At 35.3% G+C, this 17,166-nt stretch carries 16 protein-coding genes and 3 pseudogenes; 17 read left to right on the top strand and 2 right to left on the bottom strand.

Going from position 1 to position 17,166, the window contains the following annotated elements; all coding sequences use genetic code 11:
• The first annotated feature begins 287 nt into the window (after nucleotides 1-287).
• Nucleotides 288-467 (top strand): hypothetical protein, encoded by a 180-nt coding sequence (locus ACIPKN_RS19575; protein WP_400939200.1) that lies wholly within the window; start codon nucleotides 288-290, stop codon nucleotides 465-467.
• Nucleotides 468-995: 528 nt separating this feature from the next.
• Here ACIPKN_RS19575 and ACIPKN_RS19570 read toward each other — a convergent pair.
• Nucleotides 996-1,424, bottom strand: coding sequence for a HEAT repeat domain-containing protein (locus ACIPKN_RS19570; RefSeq protein ID WP_400939197.1), 429 nt, complete (start codon nucleotides 1,422-1,424; stop codon nucleotides 996-998).
• Nucleotides 1,425-1,814: 390 nt separating this feature from the next.
• Between ACIPKN_RS19570 and ACIPKN_RS19565 the strand changes: the two genes are divergently transcribed.
• The 8 genes and pseudogenes from ACIPKN_RS19565 (at nucleotide 1,815) to ACIPKN_RS19530 (ending at nucleotide 8,010) form a co-directional block, all read left to right on the top strand.
• A complete protein-coding gene (locus tag ACIPKN_RS19565) occupies nucleotides 1,815-2,588 on the top strand; it encodes a GNAT family N-acetyltransferase (RefSeq protein WP_400939195.1) in 774 nt (257 codons plus the stop codon).
• Nucleotides 2,589-2,758: 170 nt separating this feature from the next.
• Nucleotides 2,759-3,109: a hypothetical protein gene (locus tag ACIPKN_RS19560; protein WP_400939192.1), complete on the top strand. Its 351-nt coding sequence runs from the start codon at nucleotides 2,759-2,761 to the stop codon at nucleotides 3,107-3,109.
• Between the two features lie 205 nt (nucleotides 3,110-3,314).
• The gene (locus tag ACIPKN_RS19555) at nucleotides 3,315-3,788 is read left to right on the top strand and encodes an 8-oxo-dGTP diphosphatase (RefSeq protein WP_142510817.1); all 474 of its coding nucleotides are present in this window, start codon (nucleotides 3,315-3,317) and stop codon (nucleotides 3,786-3,788) included.
• 178 nt (nucleotides 3,789-3,966) lie between these two features.
• Entirely contained in the window at nucleotides 3,967-4,557 is a 591-nt protein-coding gene (locus tag ACIPKN_RS19550) for a histidine phosphatase family protein (RefSeq protein WP_400939190.1), read from the top strand.
• A gap of 152 nt (nucleotides 4,558-4,709) precedes the next feature.
• Entirely contained in the window at nucleotides 4,710-5,312 is a 603-nt protein-coding gene (locus ACIPKN_RS19545) for a nucleotidyltransferase domain-containing protein (protein WP_400939187.1), read from the top strand.
• Nucleotides 5,313-5,430: 118 nt separating this feature from the next.
• Complete coding sequence (locus tag ACIPKN_RS19540) at nucleotides 5,431-5,658, top strand: hypothetical protein (protein WP_400939185.1); 228 nt, start codon at nucleotides 5,431-5,433, stop codon at nucleotides 5,656-5,658.
• Between the two features lie 845 nt (nucleotides 5,659-6,503).
• Nucleotides 6,504-6,778 (top strand): annotated as a pseudogene (locus tag ACIPKN_RS19535) (aminoglycoside adenylyltransferase domain-containing protein); the annotation flags it as partial.
• Between the two features lie 383 nt (nucleotides 6,779-7,161).
• Nucleotides 7,162-8,010: a CPBP family intramembrane glutamic endopeptidase gene (locus ACIPKN_RS19530; protein ID WP_400939182.1), complete on the top strand. Its 849-nt coding sequence runs from the start codon at nucleotides 7,162-7,164 to the stop codon at nucleotides 8,008-8,010.
• 265 nt (nucleotides 8,011-8,275) lie between these two features.
• Here ACIPKN_RS19530 and ACIPKN_RS19525 read toward each other — a convergent pair whose 3' ends face one another.
• Nucleotides 8,276-9,148: a glycine betaine ABC transporter substrate-binding protein gene (locus tag ACIPKN_RS19525; protein WP_400939180.1), complete on the bottom strand. Its 873-nt coding sequence runs from the start codon at nucleotides 9,146-9,148 to the stop codon at nucleotides 8,276-8,278.
• A 265-nt stretch (nucleotides 9,149-9,413) separates the two neighbouring features.
• Between ACIPKN_RS19525 and ACIPKN_RS19520 the strand changes: the two are divergent.
• The 8 genes and pseudogenes from ACIPKN_RS19520 to ACIPKN_RS19485 form a co-directional block, all read left to right on the top strand.
• Nucleotides 9,414-9,707, top strand: a pseudogene (locus ACIPKN_RS19520) (ATP-binding cassette domain-containing protein); the annotation flags it as partial.
• A 358-nt stretch (nucleotides 9,708-10,065) separates the two neighbouring features.
• A complete protein-coding gene (locus tag ACIPKN_RS19515) occupies nucleotides 10,066-10,635 on the top strand; it encodes a manganese efflux pump (protein ID WP_142510811.1) in 570 nt (189 codons plus the stop codon).
• Between the two features lie 250 nt (nucleotides 10,636-10,885).
• A complete protein-coding gene (gene isdC, locus ACIPKN_RS19510; RefSeq protein ID WP_400939176.1) occupies nucleotides 10,886-11,485 on the top strand; it encodes a heme uptake protein IsdC in 600 nt (199 codons plus the stop codon).
• Nucleotides 11,485-12,957, top strand: a complete 1,473-nt coding sequence (locus tag ACIPKN_RS19505; protein WP_400939173.1) for an NEAT domain-containing protein — start codon at nucleotides 11,485-11,487, stop codon at nucleotides 12,955-12,957. Before isdC ends, ACIPKN_RS19505 begins: the two co-directional genes overlap by 1 nt.
• 81 nt (nucleotides 12,958-13,038) lie before the next feature.
• A complete protein-coding gene (locus ACIPKN_RS19500) occupies nucleotides 13,039-14,316 on the top strand; it encodes an NEAT domain-containing protein (RefSeq protein ID WP_400939171.1) in 1,278 nt (425 codons plus the stop codon).
• A 15-nt stretch (nucleotides 14,317-14,331) separates the two neighbouring features.
• Nucleotides 14,332-15,255 carry a heme ABC transporter substrate-binding protein IsdE gene (gene isdE / locus ACIPKN_RS19495; RefSeq protein ID WP_255505303.1) on the top strand — a complete coding sequence of 308 codons (924 nt, stop codon included), beginning with the start codon at nucleotides 14,332-14,334 and terminating at the stop codon, nucleotides 15,253-15,255.
• Nucleotides 15,256-15,423: 168 nt separating this feature from the next.
• A pseudogene (locus tag ACIPKN_RS19490) lies at nucleotides 15,424-16,427 on the top strand (FecCD family ABC transporter permease).
• Entirely contained in the window at nucleotides 16,396-17,166 is a 771-nt protein-coding gene (locus tag ACIPKN_RS19485) for an ABC transporter ATP-binding protein (protein ID WP_400939167.1), read from the top strand. The pseudogene ACIPKN_RS19490 and the gene ACIPKN_RS19485 overlap by 32 nt, the downstream one beginning before the upstream one ends.

The raw sequence follows: 17,166 nt of genomic DNA, 5'->3' as shown, positions 1-17,166 counted from the left end.
TTTTTGGAGGGCTATTTGTCATGCTCAAAATAGTATAACATAAGGTTAATTAGAATTTTAGAGAAAAATATTGACATCCTATTAGCTGGTTTAGTGGAATAAGGAGATTTAAAATAATCTGTCTTTTTTGGCGTCTCGCCAGATTTATGCGGATTTACAACGTTAGGAATGAATTGTTCCCAAACAACGCTTTAGGAACTTGTTTAGAAATTATTTGACTGATATAGAAACAAAAAAGGAATAATGTTACAATCTGTAGAATTATATTAATATATGAGGTGTTTCTTATGAAATTATTACTTTACTATTTTTATACTATCGCAGTTCTTGCTATTATCACTTTTACTTATGATTTAGTTAAGTTAGGCACTTTCAATTGGGCTTCTCTTGCAATAACACTTACTATGATTGGGTATGCAACGAGATTAAAAAAGAACACTAAAAACATTCAATCTAAAGTCGGGTAAAATAAACACTCAATGCTTTAAAAGCAGAAGCACAACAGCGAGTAAAACCTACATCGAGTTCGATTGATACGTTTATTTAAGCTATACAATCACATACAAAATAACGTTCCCAAACAAAAGTTTGGAGCAAAGGCCACTAATGTTGTTAAATCAACGTTCGTGGCTTTTCTTATGAACATTGTTTATGCGTTGTTTTATGCACTTTTGTTAAAAGTCAGTCATAGCAAAGGTTTTGAAGTATTTGAAGTAATGTTGCACCATCGTCTTTGATGAATAAACGTGTATAAAAATTGAAGTCTTATCGTTGTAAATCCGCGTAAATCTGACGAGTCCCCTTATTGTACTAACGGAGCAGGTTAATTGAATAAGGTGTTTGTTTTATCATTAAACAATAAAGATAGATGATCAAAGAAAAGAAGTAATACAATTTAATATTAGTTTCGATGAACCGCAGTGTAAGATAAGAAAAAGTCATTCCCTCCACAAGCGGAGAGAATGACCTTCCTTCATAAATCGCAAAACTACTGATTATAGTTTTGCCCAACGTTCCTCTAACCAGTTCATAAATTCTACACCTTTGTCGCCTTCATACGCATCAAAGACATCTAAACGCATTCGTTTTAGTTTATCCGCAAAGTCTGCCACTGTATGATCCTTCGGCAAGCTCTTTTTCACCCGAAGGAAAATTTTGTCTGTTCCTTTGATAATATCAAAACGTGCAGGTGATGGCTTCTCTACGTCCTCACCAAACGCTGCGAGTGCTTCATAGGCTGCTAATTGCACCTTGTTGACAGTATCATGCTGCATACGATTTTTTAATAAATCTATGATTTTGTCATGTTGATAAGCCGATAACTTTTCGACTGCGTCTAAACGTTCTCGCCAGCTAGACGTATAATTGGCCTGTTTTTTTAATGTTTCATACTGCTCAGGTAATGCTGTTTCAAACTGTTTCAAGTAATTGCACCTCTTTTTTTAACTAGAGGAAAAATGAATTCTTCTTCTGCTTCTCTTATTATACGTTGTCTGGGTGAAAATAGCGATGAATCGCTGGTAAGGATATATATATATAATGGAAACTAACTACATTAAGGTGAACCGTATCATAAGTATGTACTATTCTTTATTAGATTTGCTTTTCTTATTAAACTCCCATGAAAGAACTTAATCATCTTTCATTTTCTGTGGTGAAGAGATTATTTTCGCGCTTCATGGAGGGCTAACGGGGCAGTACTAAAATTAACATTACATTTCAAAAGAGGCAATAATACCCTTTTGCTGTGTGGTTATTATGATAATATTGATGGGAATGGAAAGTAATAATACTATTAAGAAAGTAGGAATTGAATGATTTATGAAGCGAATAACGAAGTAAGAAAAAAATTAGTACCTATGTTTGAAAATATTGATAGCACTATTGTTCTTTCATATCTCCAAGGCCATATGGGAACAGCTTGGGTGGATAACCTTGAGAATCCAACAGTTGCCCAGATAACTGTGGGGATTTTTGTGTTTTATGCTGGCGATCCCAATACTAAGGCAGCTGAGGAATTGCTTTATAATCTCCCCGAATTCACACTTGCAATTGTTGATTCAGATGAATGGAAAAATAGAATAGAAACTGTCCATAATGGTGCGATTGAGAAATTTGAACGATACAGATTTAAAAAGGATCCAGAGCATTTCAATAGAACACATTTACAGAACATATTGACTTCATTACCGGAAGATTATGAAATTAAGAAGGTTGATAACAATATAGTAAATTTACCGTCTTTCCATGAGCTATCCGAAGACTTCGTTAGTCAATTTGATTCTATTGATGATTTTGTCAATAGAGGTATGGGTTATGCAATAATACATGAGGGACAAGTTGTTTGTGCGGCGACATCTTTTAGTATATATGATGATGGCATAGAGATTGAAATTGCTACACATCCTCAATATAGAAGAAAAGGGTTAGCAACTATCACAGCCTCTGCCTTGATATTATATTGTCTAGATAGAGGGCATTACCCTAGTTGGGATGGAGCGAATTCAGAATCTGCCGAATTAGCCAAAAAGTTGGGTTATATATTTAAAGAATCTTATGATACCTATTTTATTGATAATATAAAGTAGTTTGTGAAGAAATGTACTTAAAGTAACGGGGTGCTTTTCTTGAAGATCATTGAGTTGCATATGTAGCTCTTTTTTTCTTTATTGAACGAACGGAGCAGTTTAGTTGAATAAAGAAACAAGATGAAACAGGTTATTAAATATTTACGTCTGTTATATAAAGGAGGCTGTTTATGCGATTATTATCTACTGTTCTTATATTATTCTTAATACCTTCTATATTAATTGGCTGTTCAGGAAGTCCTGGACAGAATGAAGGGGGAGTTTTAAGTAAAGAACAAGTATTAAAACTAAATCCAGATGCAGACATCTTTGAATTTGATGGGAGAGTTTATAAAACGGGTATAGATTGGATTGAAGAGGAAGGATTAATAAAAGATGAACAAATAGGGGAAATATCTGAAGGGATGGCAAATAAATTACCAGTTGGTGCAAAGATATTTTCCCCAAAAGAAAGAAGAGATATTTTGATTGTTGAGTATGATGGGAAAGAAAAAAGGTACTTGCTTCAAGTTGGCGAATAGGGTTGTTCTTCTTCAACTCCCATGAAAGAACTTAATCATCTTTCATTTTCTGTGGTGAAGAGATTATTTTCGCGCTTCATGGAGGGCTAACGGGTGCTTTACTTCAATAAGGGGTAGAGTCTTTTTCTACTTAAACTAATGACGCAGTTTAGTCGAATAAGAAGGATATATATGGTGATGTTTATGTAAAAATATGGAGGTAATTATGAGCGATTCTATTAATTATAAAATATGGACTGTTTGTATGATTCAAAGTGAAGAGAAGGTTTTACTTCTGGATAGACAGCACGACAATTTCAAAGGATTTATCCCACCGGGTGGTAAAGTTGAGTTTCCTGAAAGTATTGTAGAGAGTGCTATTAGAGAAGTAAAAGAAGAAACTGGGTTAGAAGTTAGAAACCTTACTTATAAAGGGCTTTATGAATATGTTAATCCAGTCGCTAAAGATAGATATATGATATTTAATTACATAACAAAGGATTTCGAGGGTGAACTCTTGGAAGATGCTCCAGAGGGGAAAGCTGTTTGGGTAGATATAGAGAACGCATATAAACTTCCTATGCAGACATCGATACGTAGAAGATTTCCTTTATTTTTTAAAGATGGAACATTTGAGATTCAAGTTGAATGGAACCACGAAGAAAATAAGGAAGGGAACGTTACAATACGTAACACATAAAACTTCTTATTAGACTAATGGGGGCAAGTGTTCAATAGTGCAGTCGCTTTTCAATAACGTCGAGGTCAGTTCAATACATATATAACTGAAAAAAATGCATAATCGATGTTCGTATTCAATTAATGGAGCAGTTTAGTTTTATATTTTTGGATTTAAAAGATAAAAGGGGGAAAAAGTCATGCAAATACTATTAATTCGACACGGAGAATCGGAAGCAGATATTTTAAACGTCCATGAAGGGAGAGCTGATTTTGAATTAACGGAAAGAGGTAGAAAGCAAGTGGGAAGTTTATCACAAAAAGTAAAAAATGACTTCCCGCCAGATTTTATATGGGCAAGTACGTTAAAAAGAGCACGCGAAACCGCCGAAACATTAGGAGAAACTATTGGGTGCCCAGTGCAATTGGAAGAAGAATTAATGGAGTTTAATAATGGTGTACAAGCTGGATTATCCTTTGAAGAAGCTAAAAAGTATCCAGAGCCAAAATTTTTTCATGACCGTTTTGAAAATGGAGAATCATTCATAGAATTTCGAATGAGGATTGAAACGATATTTTCTAAGATTGTGACAGGAAATAAATATGAACGAATTGCGATTGTTGCTCATGGTGGGGTAATTAATAATATATTACGTGCTTTTTACCAAATGCCAATCAACATGGATTATTATTTTAAAATTGGAGATACAGGAATTAGTTTAATAGAACTTACTGATCAGGAAAAGGTAATTCACTTTATAAATGATACGAATCATTTAAAGAATATATAGGATAACTTTGATAAAAATTTGTTCAACCTTTAAAAAAATACGTTTTTAGATCAATAATATCCCACCGTTTAGATCAAGCTTTGTTTCAAAACGGTGGGGTTTTTATAACGCAAATCAACGTTTGCAGTCAAAGCTACAAGGAGGACATTTATATGAGGACGGATATAGATAATTGGGAATCAATCACCGTAGCAGAAATTTATAAGCTCTTTTCTACTATTCCAATTAATTGGGGTATTGCAGGGGGATGGGCTTTAGATTTACATTTAGGCAAACAGTCAAGGGTACATGATGATATAGATGTAATAATACTACGAGAGGAACAATTGACTGCTTATAATCATTTGTCAGGTGATTGGATGTTATACAAAGCAGAGAATGGGAAACTTGTTCCTTGGCAAGAAGGCGAGTTTTTAAAAACCACAAATGATATCTGGGCTACTAAAAGCAGTAGTTCTCCCTGGGCTTTTCAAATTATGTTAGTAGAGACAGAGCAACAATCCTGGATATACAGGAGAGAAAAATCTATTCGAAGAAGATTAGAGGAAATATTTTTAAGAACAGATGATGAGATACCTTACCTGAGACCCGAGATTCAACTGCTTTATAAAGGTGGTAGCTCAAAGGTTAGAGAAAAAGATTTTAAAGATTTACAAATTATGCTTCCATATTTACTGCCTAAACAAAGGGATTGGTTAAAAATGGCTTTGAAAAGACAGTTTCCAACTGGTCATTCGTGGCTTGATTATTTCTAAGTGTGAAATATGATTCAAAACATAAATTGAACCAACAAGATATAAAACTACTTTAATGTAAACTTGAGAGATTTAGTAAATAAGGTAATCAACTACTTAACTCTAAGGAGATATAAAATTGTACCAACTAATAAAAAAAGCACTTGAACCATACTCATTAGGGAACAAATCACTAATTATAGAAAAAGAGCTACACATAGGAAGTTGGAATAATGACCTACATTATAAAATAGTTGCTGATGGAAAAATTTTTTCTGCAAGGTTCATTAAAAAGGAGCGTTCCCCCAACACTGTATTTGGAGAAATCTCACATAATATTTTATTTGAACAAACCAAATTTTGCTAATTTCTTATCGATAATCAAGTTCCGTTTATGCATTTATTCAGGATTTTTGGAGAGATTAGGTCGATAACGGGGGAGTAAGCCAGTTGTTAGGTTTAGTTGAAGAAGGCTCCTTTAATTGATCAAACGTTTTTATAAAAATTTCATAGTTAGTTAGAACGATTGACTTCAATTTAGTCATCCGAATTGAATACTTCTTCATGTGGGAGACTGCTACTGAATAAATATAAATATCTATGTGATTACTGTTGACATTTTAAATGAAAATGATTATCATTATCATATAAAGAATATTCCTTGACTACAATACAGTGTAGAGAGGATGAACTTTAGCTACTTTTCTCCAGAGGTTTGCTAGTTCATGATTACGAACCTGAAACCCCCCTTATATTTCGGGAACGTGAAAATTTCAGACGACTCACCTATGATAGGTAAGTCGTTTTTTTATGTACTTAGCGCTCGAAATCTAACAAATTAAAAGAACTAGATTGGTTATCAATTGAAGATTTAAGATACTTAAAAGGAGCAGCGGGCTCAAAGGTTTTAGCTAATGTTATTTTAAATTGTTTAAAAATCTAAAAAATGTATCTGCTTTAATGCCAATTATTATAAGTAGTCCACTTTTATATACCAGTACTAAAAATTTATCCGATTCTGAATAAAATATATCTTTTTATAAATGCCCTTCTAAATATAGAAGGGTATTAAATTTGAGTAAAATAATAGAACTCGGGCCGTTGTGCTAAAGCCATGGCAATCCATGCGTTGTGCCTCTCCGCCAGATAAAGCGGCGAGTACTTATCCTTGGATAAGCAGAGCCAATTGCATTTAGATAAACCTTTCTCTTTTTTTTATTCGATTCTTGGCTTGAGTTTATTGTTTTAACCTTATGTCGTGTGTACTATACATTGAAAACAGGAAAGATTACGTCAAAGGAACTGGCCTGTGAAGAAGTAATCAAGGACTTCGATTTAAGCTATTCTCATATTCTTCAAGGGGCACTTAGATTAGAGGGACAGTCCAAGTTAAGTCTAATTAAAAAATCGATGGGAACGAAAGAAAGACAATGAACCATTTTATAAACTCTTTGAGAGCGTATTGTAATCAAACTTTTTTATCTAGATACGTCTTCAAAAGTAATATCATAATGAATTTGCTTCATTGCTTCATTGCTTCATTGCTTCATTGCTTCATTGCTTCATTGCTTCATTAGAAAAAATCCATTTACTGATCCGTAAATGGATTTTCGTGTGCGCCCATAATGGACGCAATCTATGGGGCAAGTCCCGAACAACGAAAACAGAAGTAGTGGCTGACTAAGTGCAAGGGTGTCCGTGGTAACCTAAAATCTGAAGGAAGCAGGCAGCAAATTTCAATTTCAATAATAATTGGGCTTGCAAAATATTTACTCTTTGTATATATTGTATATAAAGTGTATGTACAATATTCGATATTTGAAGTAATTTGAATAACTTAATTAAAATGCACATGGGAGGAAAATGATATATGAAATGGAAACTTCTTATGCTCGCTGGATGGTCAACATTAGTCGCTAGTTTATTCTTAGCTTCTCTTTCCGGTGAAGTTTCTGCACAGTTGTTCGACTCATCAAGATATTCTCAATATTTTATCCAAGGTCTTGTGATGAGCGGGCTGGTTGTGCCTATTATTTTATATTTATATAAGCATGTTTATCGGATGATAGGAGTTAAACCTAAGGTGCCGGTATATTCTTGGAAAAGGCTAAATCACTTTATTACTGGGGTTCTCTTGGCAAGTGCACTGGCCTCATTGGGATTCATTATAGCCAGTCTTCAAGGGTGGATAGTCATTGAAGACTGGCATACACCCGATCAGTGGTTTGGTGCGCTACTAATCAATATTTTATTTGCTATTTTTTATGAAGCTTTGCCAGAGGAATTTGGATTGCGAGGTATGCTATATGATGTCTTACGTCATAGATTTGCCGCTTGGCTATCAGTATTATTTCAAACCTTACTATTTGTATCTGTCACTGTAGCGGTTGCCCTGATTCAAGCGCTCGTTGGATTTACTTCAGGAGTATCCATTAACATCTTTTATATCATATTAATTTTTTGCTTTGGAATATGTTTGCAATTGCTCCGTTTGTGGACTGGAAGTATCTGGACTTCGATTGGCTTTCACCTCGCATACTTAGAAATCATGAGGTTTGCTATCTCTCCACATCAATATGGCGTACCACCAATCATAACCTATCACGAATCAGTGCCTGGAATCGGCCTCTTAATCTCTATTTGTATGATGATTATTGGGGGCATCATTGTATCACTCGTTATACTAGGTGCGAAGCGTTTTATATGGAAAAGTACATAATTTGAACTAAAATGCTTTCATAGATTATTTGATTCAAATGTTTAACAATCGCAGCATAAAACAAAAAAGTCGACTCCAATATTGTACTGGGAATCGACTTTTTATTTGCATAGAGTATGTTTTTTGGCTGAACCTCTAACGACAGAATTTAAACGTTTTAATTATTTTCTAAATACCATCTACTAAAGTGCAGAAGATATTTTGTTGTATTTAATTCTATTCCTAATATGTAATGCTAGACGAGTATATCCAAACTCATATTTGCTTATTTTGCATCTTTTGTCCACTCTGACACTTTATCTTCATTGTCTTTAATCCATTTTTTTGCGGCCTCTTTAGGATCAGCGCCTTTCATAATATCAAACATAACACTTTCAATATCCTCCGGAGTCCAGTGGAAGTTTTTAAGAACACTATACACTCTCGGATTATCTTCTTTCAATCCTTTACGTGCAAATGTACCAATATATTCTTCGGCTCCGTATATACCTTTAGGATCGTCTAAATATTTTAAATCAAATGCGTTAAACTTCCAATGTGGAGACCAACCTGTAACGATAATTTCTTCTTTTTTCGCAATGGCTTGAGTAAGGGCTGCTGTCATTGCGCCTCCAGATGAGGTCACTACATTCCAGCCTTCAAGATTACTATATTCCTTATAAGCATTTTCCGTAGTTGCTGTCATATTTGCTCCAGGATCAATGCCAGTTATTGTTTTACCTGCTTCATCTGTTAAGTCTGCGATAGAGTTTACATCCATATAACTAGGGACAACTAAGCCAATTTTTGCACCTGAAAGGTTTTCTCCCAAATCTACTATTTTATCTTTGTACTTCTCAACTTGTGGGGCATGTGTTTGTGGTAACCAAGCTGACACCATACCGTCAACTTCTCCTTTTGCAAGAGCTTCCCACATAATTCCGTTATCTAGTGGTGTTAGTGTTACATCATATCCTAAATCCTCTAGAACTTGTCCTACTACGTTTGTAGAGGCAATTTCAGTATCCCACTCAACATAGGCTAAGTTCACTTCATTTTTTTCTTTATTTTTCGTGCCTTCACCATCTGAGCTACAAGCACTTAATACGAACATTAATGCTAAAGCCAATCCTATCTTTAATAATTTACCGACTCTCATAAAATCTCCCTCTCTTTATTATAGGATGAGATATAACTAAATATTAACAAGTAACAACTTAAAGTTATCAAAAGGTTGTTACTTTTGTCAAATTGGCTTATTTTAAAAATTGAAAATCTTAAATGGATATTCGAGATAGAACAAGAAAAAAAGTTCATGTTTAAGAGCCATTGAATCTTTAATTTAAGGCTGTCGTAAGGCTCACTTTAGATTTGAGAAAGGTAAATTTATTAATGTTTGAGTTGAACAGAAATGATTTTTTCCTATGAATACATCGGCTATTGTGCAAACACAAAATCTTAGCAAAAAGTTTGGATCAATTAATTCGGTAAAAAAAGTTGATCTTTATGTTCGGGAAGGAGAGATTTATGGGTTTTTGGACCCGAACGGTGCTGGAAAAACAACTACGCTAAAAATGCTGCTCGGACTCATTAAGCCTTTTGAAGGGACAATCAATAGTTTAAACAAACGTCGGTTATCCTTGTTACAACGTACAGGATTCTTGATCGAATCACCTATGTTAGAAATACAAAAAGCAAAATTGAAAATGTCAAATGTCGTAATAGAGTCATCTAATCAGTCGAATGATATAGCAAAGAGCATTTCAAAAACTTTACAAGCAATACAGCATGTAGCAGAGTCATCCGTTGTAACCGCAATTATTGCTGAAAAGATTTCCAAACAATTGAATAAGTTTAAACGATAGGATAACAGTACCCGCGGGTAAAAGACGAGCAAACGTAAGTAATATCAAGTCTTCCGCGTGTTAAAGGTGTTAAAGTATGTGAAATAGTTATTGTATCAAGGGCAATCACAATTTCTCCGCGTTTCACTCCGTTCAAAACATAGATGAACAAAAATTTTATTCCTTCATATCCTATGTGAGAATGGATTTTACGTTATTGAGGAGGAAAAGAATGCATTGGATAGCCATCATTCTTATTGGGATAGCTGCCAACTTAGATAATTTAGGAATTGGTCTCGCCTATGGTATTAAGCGAGTGAAAATACCCATATTATCCAATGCGGTAATTGCTCTAATTTCAATGATCGTCACATACGCTGCAGTAACAGCTGGAAGCGTAGTTATTAATTTTATCTCTCCGGATTTCGCAAATTTAATAGGGAGTCTTTTACTTTGTGCGATTGGGATATGGACTTTATTATCTAGTCGCTTTTCTAAACAAGGAATATTGGGAAATCCTGAAGTATTTGATGAGGATAAAAATTATATAATTTCAATTCGAGAAGCAATGACGCTCGGCTTTGTCTTATCAGCCAACTGTTTAGCAGGAGGAATAGCACTTGGGGCCAATGGTATTTCTGCGATTTGGACAGTTATTTCTATCGGTGTCTTTTCGTTCATCACAGTAGGTGCGGGTGTTCATTTTGGAGTCTTACTTACAAAGACTTTTATTGGAAAACACTCAACCGCTATTTCAGGGTGGCTACTTATTCTTATAGCGATTATTGAAATAGTTTCTTAAATATACTAGATGTCTAGTTGAGATGAATAAATAGAAAGGGCATTTTAATTAAAAATATAGGAAATATCACATGTTATTAACGTGATATTTCTTTTTTTGAAGGTAATTTGACATATCGAAGACGAATTCGGTTTTGTTATTGACATACACTGGTATAAACGATTATTCTTGGTAATGAGAGTATAAATGAGAATGATTTTCGTTTTCAATAAATTACTTTCAATTATTTTTCAGAGGAGGCGTACAACACATGAAGAAATTAATGATGTTCGTCATGCTTGCAACTTTGTTTGTTAGTAACTTTGCGTTACCACAAGCATCTGCTCAACTAGCTGACGGCACACATTCGATAAAATATCAGGTCAATAAACCTGAGAGCAACTCTGTATCCATTGCCAATGATTATTTTATAAAACCAGCAAAGGTCACATTGAAAAATGGGACAGCTACTGTTCAAATTACATTAAAAAATAGTGCATGGATCACAAAGTTCCAACCACCTGGTGGAGCAACTGTAGTAAGCGAAGATAAAGCAGCAGATACTCGTACTGTAAAATTTACAGTTAAAGATTTAACGAAACCTGTTGTGACTTCTATGAAAATTGATATTGACGATATTAATTATCACCATGAATACAGCGTTTCACTAGTATTTGATGCAGCATCTGGAGGAAGCACAACAACAGCATCAGATTCGAAAACTACTAATGCACCAACAAATTCTTCTGAAAGTCATGTGCCGAATCCGCAAACAAGTGATGTTACACCGTATTTATTAATTGTGGCATTAGTTGGATCAGCATTTTTACTTTATAGAAAAAAAATACAAACAAAAACGGAGGGTCAATAATGGCTAAAAAACAACAATCACGCGCAACAAAAATAGTACTAGCTTCATTGCTAGCAGCATCGCTTTCAGCACCATCATTTGCATCTGCAAAGGTAGCTGAAGTAACGACTACAAATACTGAAGTAAAAGTAGGGGCAATTAAATCAGAAAATATTGATACTATAGTAGATTTCCACATCTTTAAGCCTGGTACAACAGAACCCCAACCTTTAATTAGCTCTCATCTTGTTTCAACAGGCACAATCGTTGAGAAGGATGGGAAATTTGAGGCAAAATTAACGGTAGCAGCAAAATCTGCCCCAATGATCGCAGGTTTACAAACAAAGCAAGGTGATAAGTTAGTAGATGCTACTGAAGTTAAAAATGCAGATGGCACAATTACATACAGTTTCCCAGTTGTAGCTGGTGAAGTATTACAAGCGAAAATTCATGTTGTCGTAGCTTCAGCTAATATGGACAAGTGGTATGATTTTGATTTAAAAGCAGTAGAAAATAAGGAAGCAACTACTACGGAAGAAAACGGTAAATCTGAAGAGGTTAAAGAAGAAGTTAAAGTAAATGAAGTGGCTATCACTGTTTACAAAAACGGTACTTCTGAAGAATCTATTATGAAGCAATATATTCAACCCAAAGTAGGCGTATCAGTAGTAGATGGTAAAAACGTAGTTACTATGACATTCCCTCAAGGTCAATATGTTAAAGGATTCAAAGTGGAAGGAAATGAAGCAACTTTAGTAAGTCAAGACGATACAACAAATACTAGTAAGTACTCATTTGTAGTGACAGACTTAAAGAAACTTGTAAATGCTCAGCTACATATTGTTGTGAATGAGCCAGAAAAAGGCGTGAACTATGACTCAAACCATCAAGTACAATTTAGCTTTGCTGTCGAAGGCGCAGTGAAACCAGTGGTGAATCCATTTAAAGATATTAGTAATGATGGTAATAAAGAAGCAATCTTAGCATTATACAGTAAGGGAATTGTTAAGGGTCAAGATAATTTTAAACCATATGACAATATTACACGCTCTCAATTTGCGTTAATGATTGCTCGTTCATTAAACTTATCTTCTACAACAAATGCTGGATTTAAAGATACAGCGAAACTTGATACAGAACGTGTACAAGCAATCAATGCCTTAGCTGAGGCTGGAATTGTCGTGAAGGCAGAGAACTTTAATCCAAATGGAACACTTACTCGACAACAAGCAGCAGTGATGATTTACCGTGCAGTAGCACATGTTGCAGGAAAAGAAATGAACTATGGTGATCCAAGCTTATCTTATTATGCTGATGGTGCAACTGTTACAAGTGAAGAAGCGAAAAAAGCCTTTGCGTTCCTATATGCAGGTAAAATCATGACTGGATCTGTAAATGCTAATGGCAAAACTGTTATTAATGCAAGCAGTCCATTAAAACGCACACAAATGGCAAAAATTTTAAATGGCTCATTACAATACATGAATAAATAGTACGGTTACAGCCACTTCCTTTCTCACTTATTTGAGGAAGGAAGTTACTGTGCTCTTAAAGAATTTGGAGGAATTTACACAGTGATTAGCAATAGAAAAATAGTTCAAGTATTCGTTTTGAGTACTTTTTTACTGATGCTTTTCCCTCCATGTGTATGGCTTCAGGCAAAAGCTGAAGAATCTGTATTAGAAAATGGGAGCTATCAAGTTGAACTAAGTTTTTCATCTCTAGATGGAGGGAAAGACAATATTTTTAGCGAATTGGCGACAATTGATGTAAAGAACGGTCAATATAGCTTAAATTTGGCTATAAAGAAGCCATTGAGTATAAGAGATTTACATATCGAACAGCAGGAAAATAAGCTTTCGTCAAACGTTCAGACTGAAAATTTAGTTCAATTTGATGTCAAGGATTTACATCGGCCTATTATCATTAAAGGTGAGGTAGCATTTTCATCCTCTGAGGAATATGTCCCTTTTTCCAAGGAGCTTCAATTACAGTTAACAACCCTTTCAACAATTGTGCAAAAGGATGAGGAAGTTATTCCAGAAAACGAAATTGACGAATCTATTTCAGAAGAAATCTATGATAAGGAATGGTCAATGAATTACGTATTATTAGTAGATGGAAAGAACGAACAATCCATTATGAATACATATGTAAACCCTGTTGCAGAAATAAAAGAAAAAAATGGCAAATATTATGCTCACATGACAATTTTAAAATCTAATTGGATAACAGGCTTAACTGTAGATAAACAAGGAAAACAGGTAGAGCCAAAGTTTATTTCACTTGTAGACAATGCCAGAATTGTTGAATTTGAAATTAGTAATTTTGAAAAGCCAATACGAATGTGGGTTAAAGTTGATATACCTGAGATGTCTTATCATCATCAATATTTCGTAAATCTAAAATTTGATCAACAGCAGGTAGCGAAGTTTTTAAGTAAGCCCTCTGTAACAGCACCTTCTACGCAAGTAGCTAGTGAAAAGCAACCTGTTATTGTTAAAGAGAAAGTCAAAAAGGCACCAGTGGAAACACAACATGAGCCTGTAAAACCGACTCAGTTATCACGACCACTGCCATCATTCCAGCCAACTGTAACTGTGCCTAAGGAAGAGCGGTTAGCATTTGATCGTACACTTGACGCACCTATTGAAGATGAAGACGACGCCGAGAAAGCTGATGTTAAAGAGGAGACTACTGAAAAAGTAGCGAAGGATTCAAAAGTCGATCAGCAGCTTGCTCAGCTGAATATTGTGAAGATAGTATTGCTAGTAGTAATTTGTATTTTATCGGGCTGGTCGCTCGTTCGCCGTTTTAAAAATGCAAGAAAAGATGCGACTGAACAGAAATAAGTAGGAGATGACTTTATGCAAAAGAATTGGAAATGTTGGTTGCTCATAATGGCGATGATGTCATTACTTTTGGTAGTCGTCGGCTGTAGTGATGGCAGTAAGCAAGAAAAGACAGAGACACCAACGGAAAAAGCACAACCATCAACTGAAGCAACTGATGCGAATGAACATCGTATTATTGCAGGAACGGTTGTTATTGCAGATATTCTAGATAAGCTTGAGTTGGACGCTATAGCAGTGCCTGAAACAGAAAAAACATTAGCAAAACGTTTCGATGAACTGCCTACTATCGGTAACGCAATGGAGCCAGATATGGAGATTGTTAAATCATTAAATCCAACAGATGTGTTATCAGTTTCAACGTTAGAGTATGATTTACAAGATAAATTCAAACAGTTAAAAATTCCAGTTAATTTTTTAAACTTTCAAAGTGTTGATGCCATGCTTTCCGAGATTAAAACACTTGGCGAACGCTATAATCGCGTAGAACAAGCCGAGAAGCTAGTGAATGGATTACAAAAAAATATTGATGCTGTACAAACAGTTGCTGAGAACAAAGAGGGGCCTCGTGTATTAATCTTACTTGGTATTCCAGGAAGTTATTTAGTTGCAACTGAAAATTCCTATGCAGGAGACCTTGTGAAACGTGCAGGCGGTATTAATGTAATGGAAGGGCAGGACGCTGAATACTTGTCTTCGAATACGGAGTACTTGCATAATAGTAACCCTGATATTATTTTACGACTATCACACGGTATGCCAGATGAAGTTGTAAAAATGTTTGACGAGGAATTTACAACGAATGATATTTGGAAGCATTTTAACGCAGTGAAAAACGGCAAAGTCTATGATTTGGAGGAAGAATTGTTCGGTACTACAGCTTCCTTACAAGTGCCACAGGCTTTAGGACAGCTAATGGAAATCTTCTATCGTAAATAGAAACTAGAAATGTCGCTCGTATCGCAAGCATAGCCTTGCTTTTCTAATATTTCTATTAAGCCTTATGCCGAGGCATAATTGATTAGAAAATTATGTTTCAGTCCCTTAGGAAAAGTTGTGGATGTACATGTAACATGATGGAATTTGAAAAGAAAAAGGAAGTCCGGTATGACAAAAAAAATTGTAAGCTTTTCAATTGTAATTGTATTATTACTTGTCTCAGCAGTTTATGCAGCAACGACAGGTAGCATTAAAATGGGCTTTTTTGAATTTATAGGTGCATTATTTGATGAAGGAAATAGTCAAATGGAGGCTATCCGAGATTTACGATTTCCACGAATCATTGTTGCGTTGTTTGCTGGTGCAGCACTTTCCGTTTCAGGGGTACTATTACAATCAGTTATGCGTAACCCATTAGCGGATGCCGGGGTTATTGGTATATCTTCAGGAGCGGCATTTGTCCAGCTCTTTATTATTTCCTTCTTTCCAGCATTATTTTTTATGACACCTATATTAGCATTTATGGGCGGGGCATTTGCCTGCGCACTCGTCTTTGGGTTGTCATGGAAGTCAAGCTTAAGTCCATTGAAACTTATTTTAGTCGGAATTGCTATTAATGCAATGTTCACGGGGTTAACAGAGGCTTTCATTAGTTTAGGCGGTTCATTGAATACTTCAGCTTCCAGCGTTGTAGGCTCAAACTTAACGATGCGTACGTGGAAGGACGTATCAACAATTGTTACTTATGGTACTGTCGGATTAATAGCCTCCTTTGCATTATATAGTTGGTGTAATCTCCTAGTATTACAAGACAAAACAGCAAAAAGTCTAGGCTTTCATATAGCTCGTGCTCGTCTATTAATAGCCGCTGTTGCGGTACTATTATCAGCTGTTTCTGTTGTTGTAGCAGGAGTTATCTCGTTCGTCGGTCTGTTAGTACCACATATTTCTCGTCGTATAGTTGGACACGATCATAAGGTGCTCATACCTTTTACAGCATTAGCTGGAGCTTTATTAATATTAGTGGCAGATACGATTGGTCGCACAATTGCTGTACCGCTTGAAATTCCAGCATCAACCATTATGGCGATTATCGGTGGGCCATTCTTAATATTCCTATTACGAAAAGAGTGAGAAGACATGGAAATACAAGATATTATTGTATCGCATGATAATACTCGAAATCATTTAGACGGTGTATCGACGATCATTCAAAAGGGCAAAATCACAACGATTATCGGTCCAAATGGCTGTGGAAAATCAACATTATTAAATGTTATGTCCCGCAACAATATGCCGATATCGGGGAATGTATCGTTAGAAAGCAAGGATTTGGTGCACTACAAGCCAAAAGAATTTGCAAAAAAACTAGCAATTGTCTATCAACAAAATGATGTACCGAAGGATTTAACCGTAGAAAAGCTAGTGAGCTTTGGACGTCTACCACATCATTCAATGCTAAAAAGAAATCATGAGGAAGATGTCAAAGCTATTGAATGGGCACTTGCTTGCACGAATTTACTGGAAAAACGAGAAAACGATTTAGAGGCTTTATCAGGTGGGGAACGTCAGCGAGTGTGGATTGCTATGGCTTTAGCACAGCAATCTGAAATTTTATGTTTGGATGAGCCGACAACATATTTGGATATTTATTATCAAATTGAGTTATTGGAGCTTGTAAAGGCATTAAATGAGGAATATGGCTTAACAATTGTTATGGTGCATCACGATATCAATCAGGCGATTCGCTATAGCGATCAAATCATTCTGATGAAAGCTGGACAAATAATAGCCGAAGGAGCACCACGTAACGTCATTACAAGGGAAGTTATTAAAGATGTCTATGGGGTTGAAGCCATTTTCAATGAGGATGAGCAGTTTGGATTTTACATGGTGCCCCTTGCAATTTAA

Origin of the sequence: Lysinibacillus sp. NPDC086135 (genome assembly GCF_044746345.1) — a bacterium.
Lineage (GTDB): Bacteria > Bacillota > Bacilli > Bacillales_A > Planococcaceae > Lysinibacillus.
This window is presented reverse-complemented; position numbering and strand designations above follow the sequence as displayed.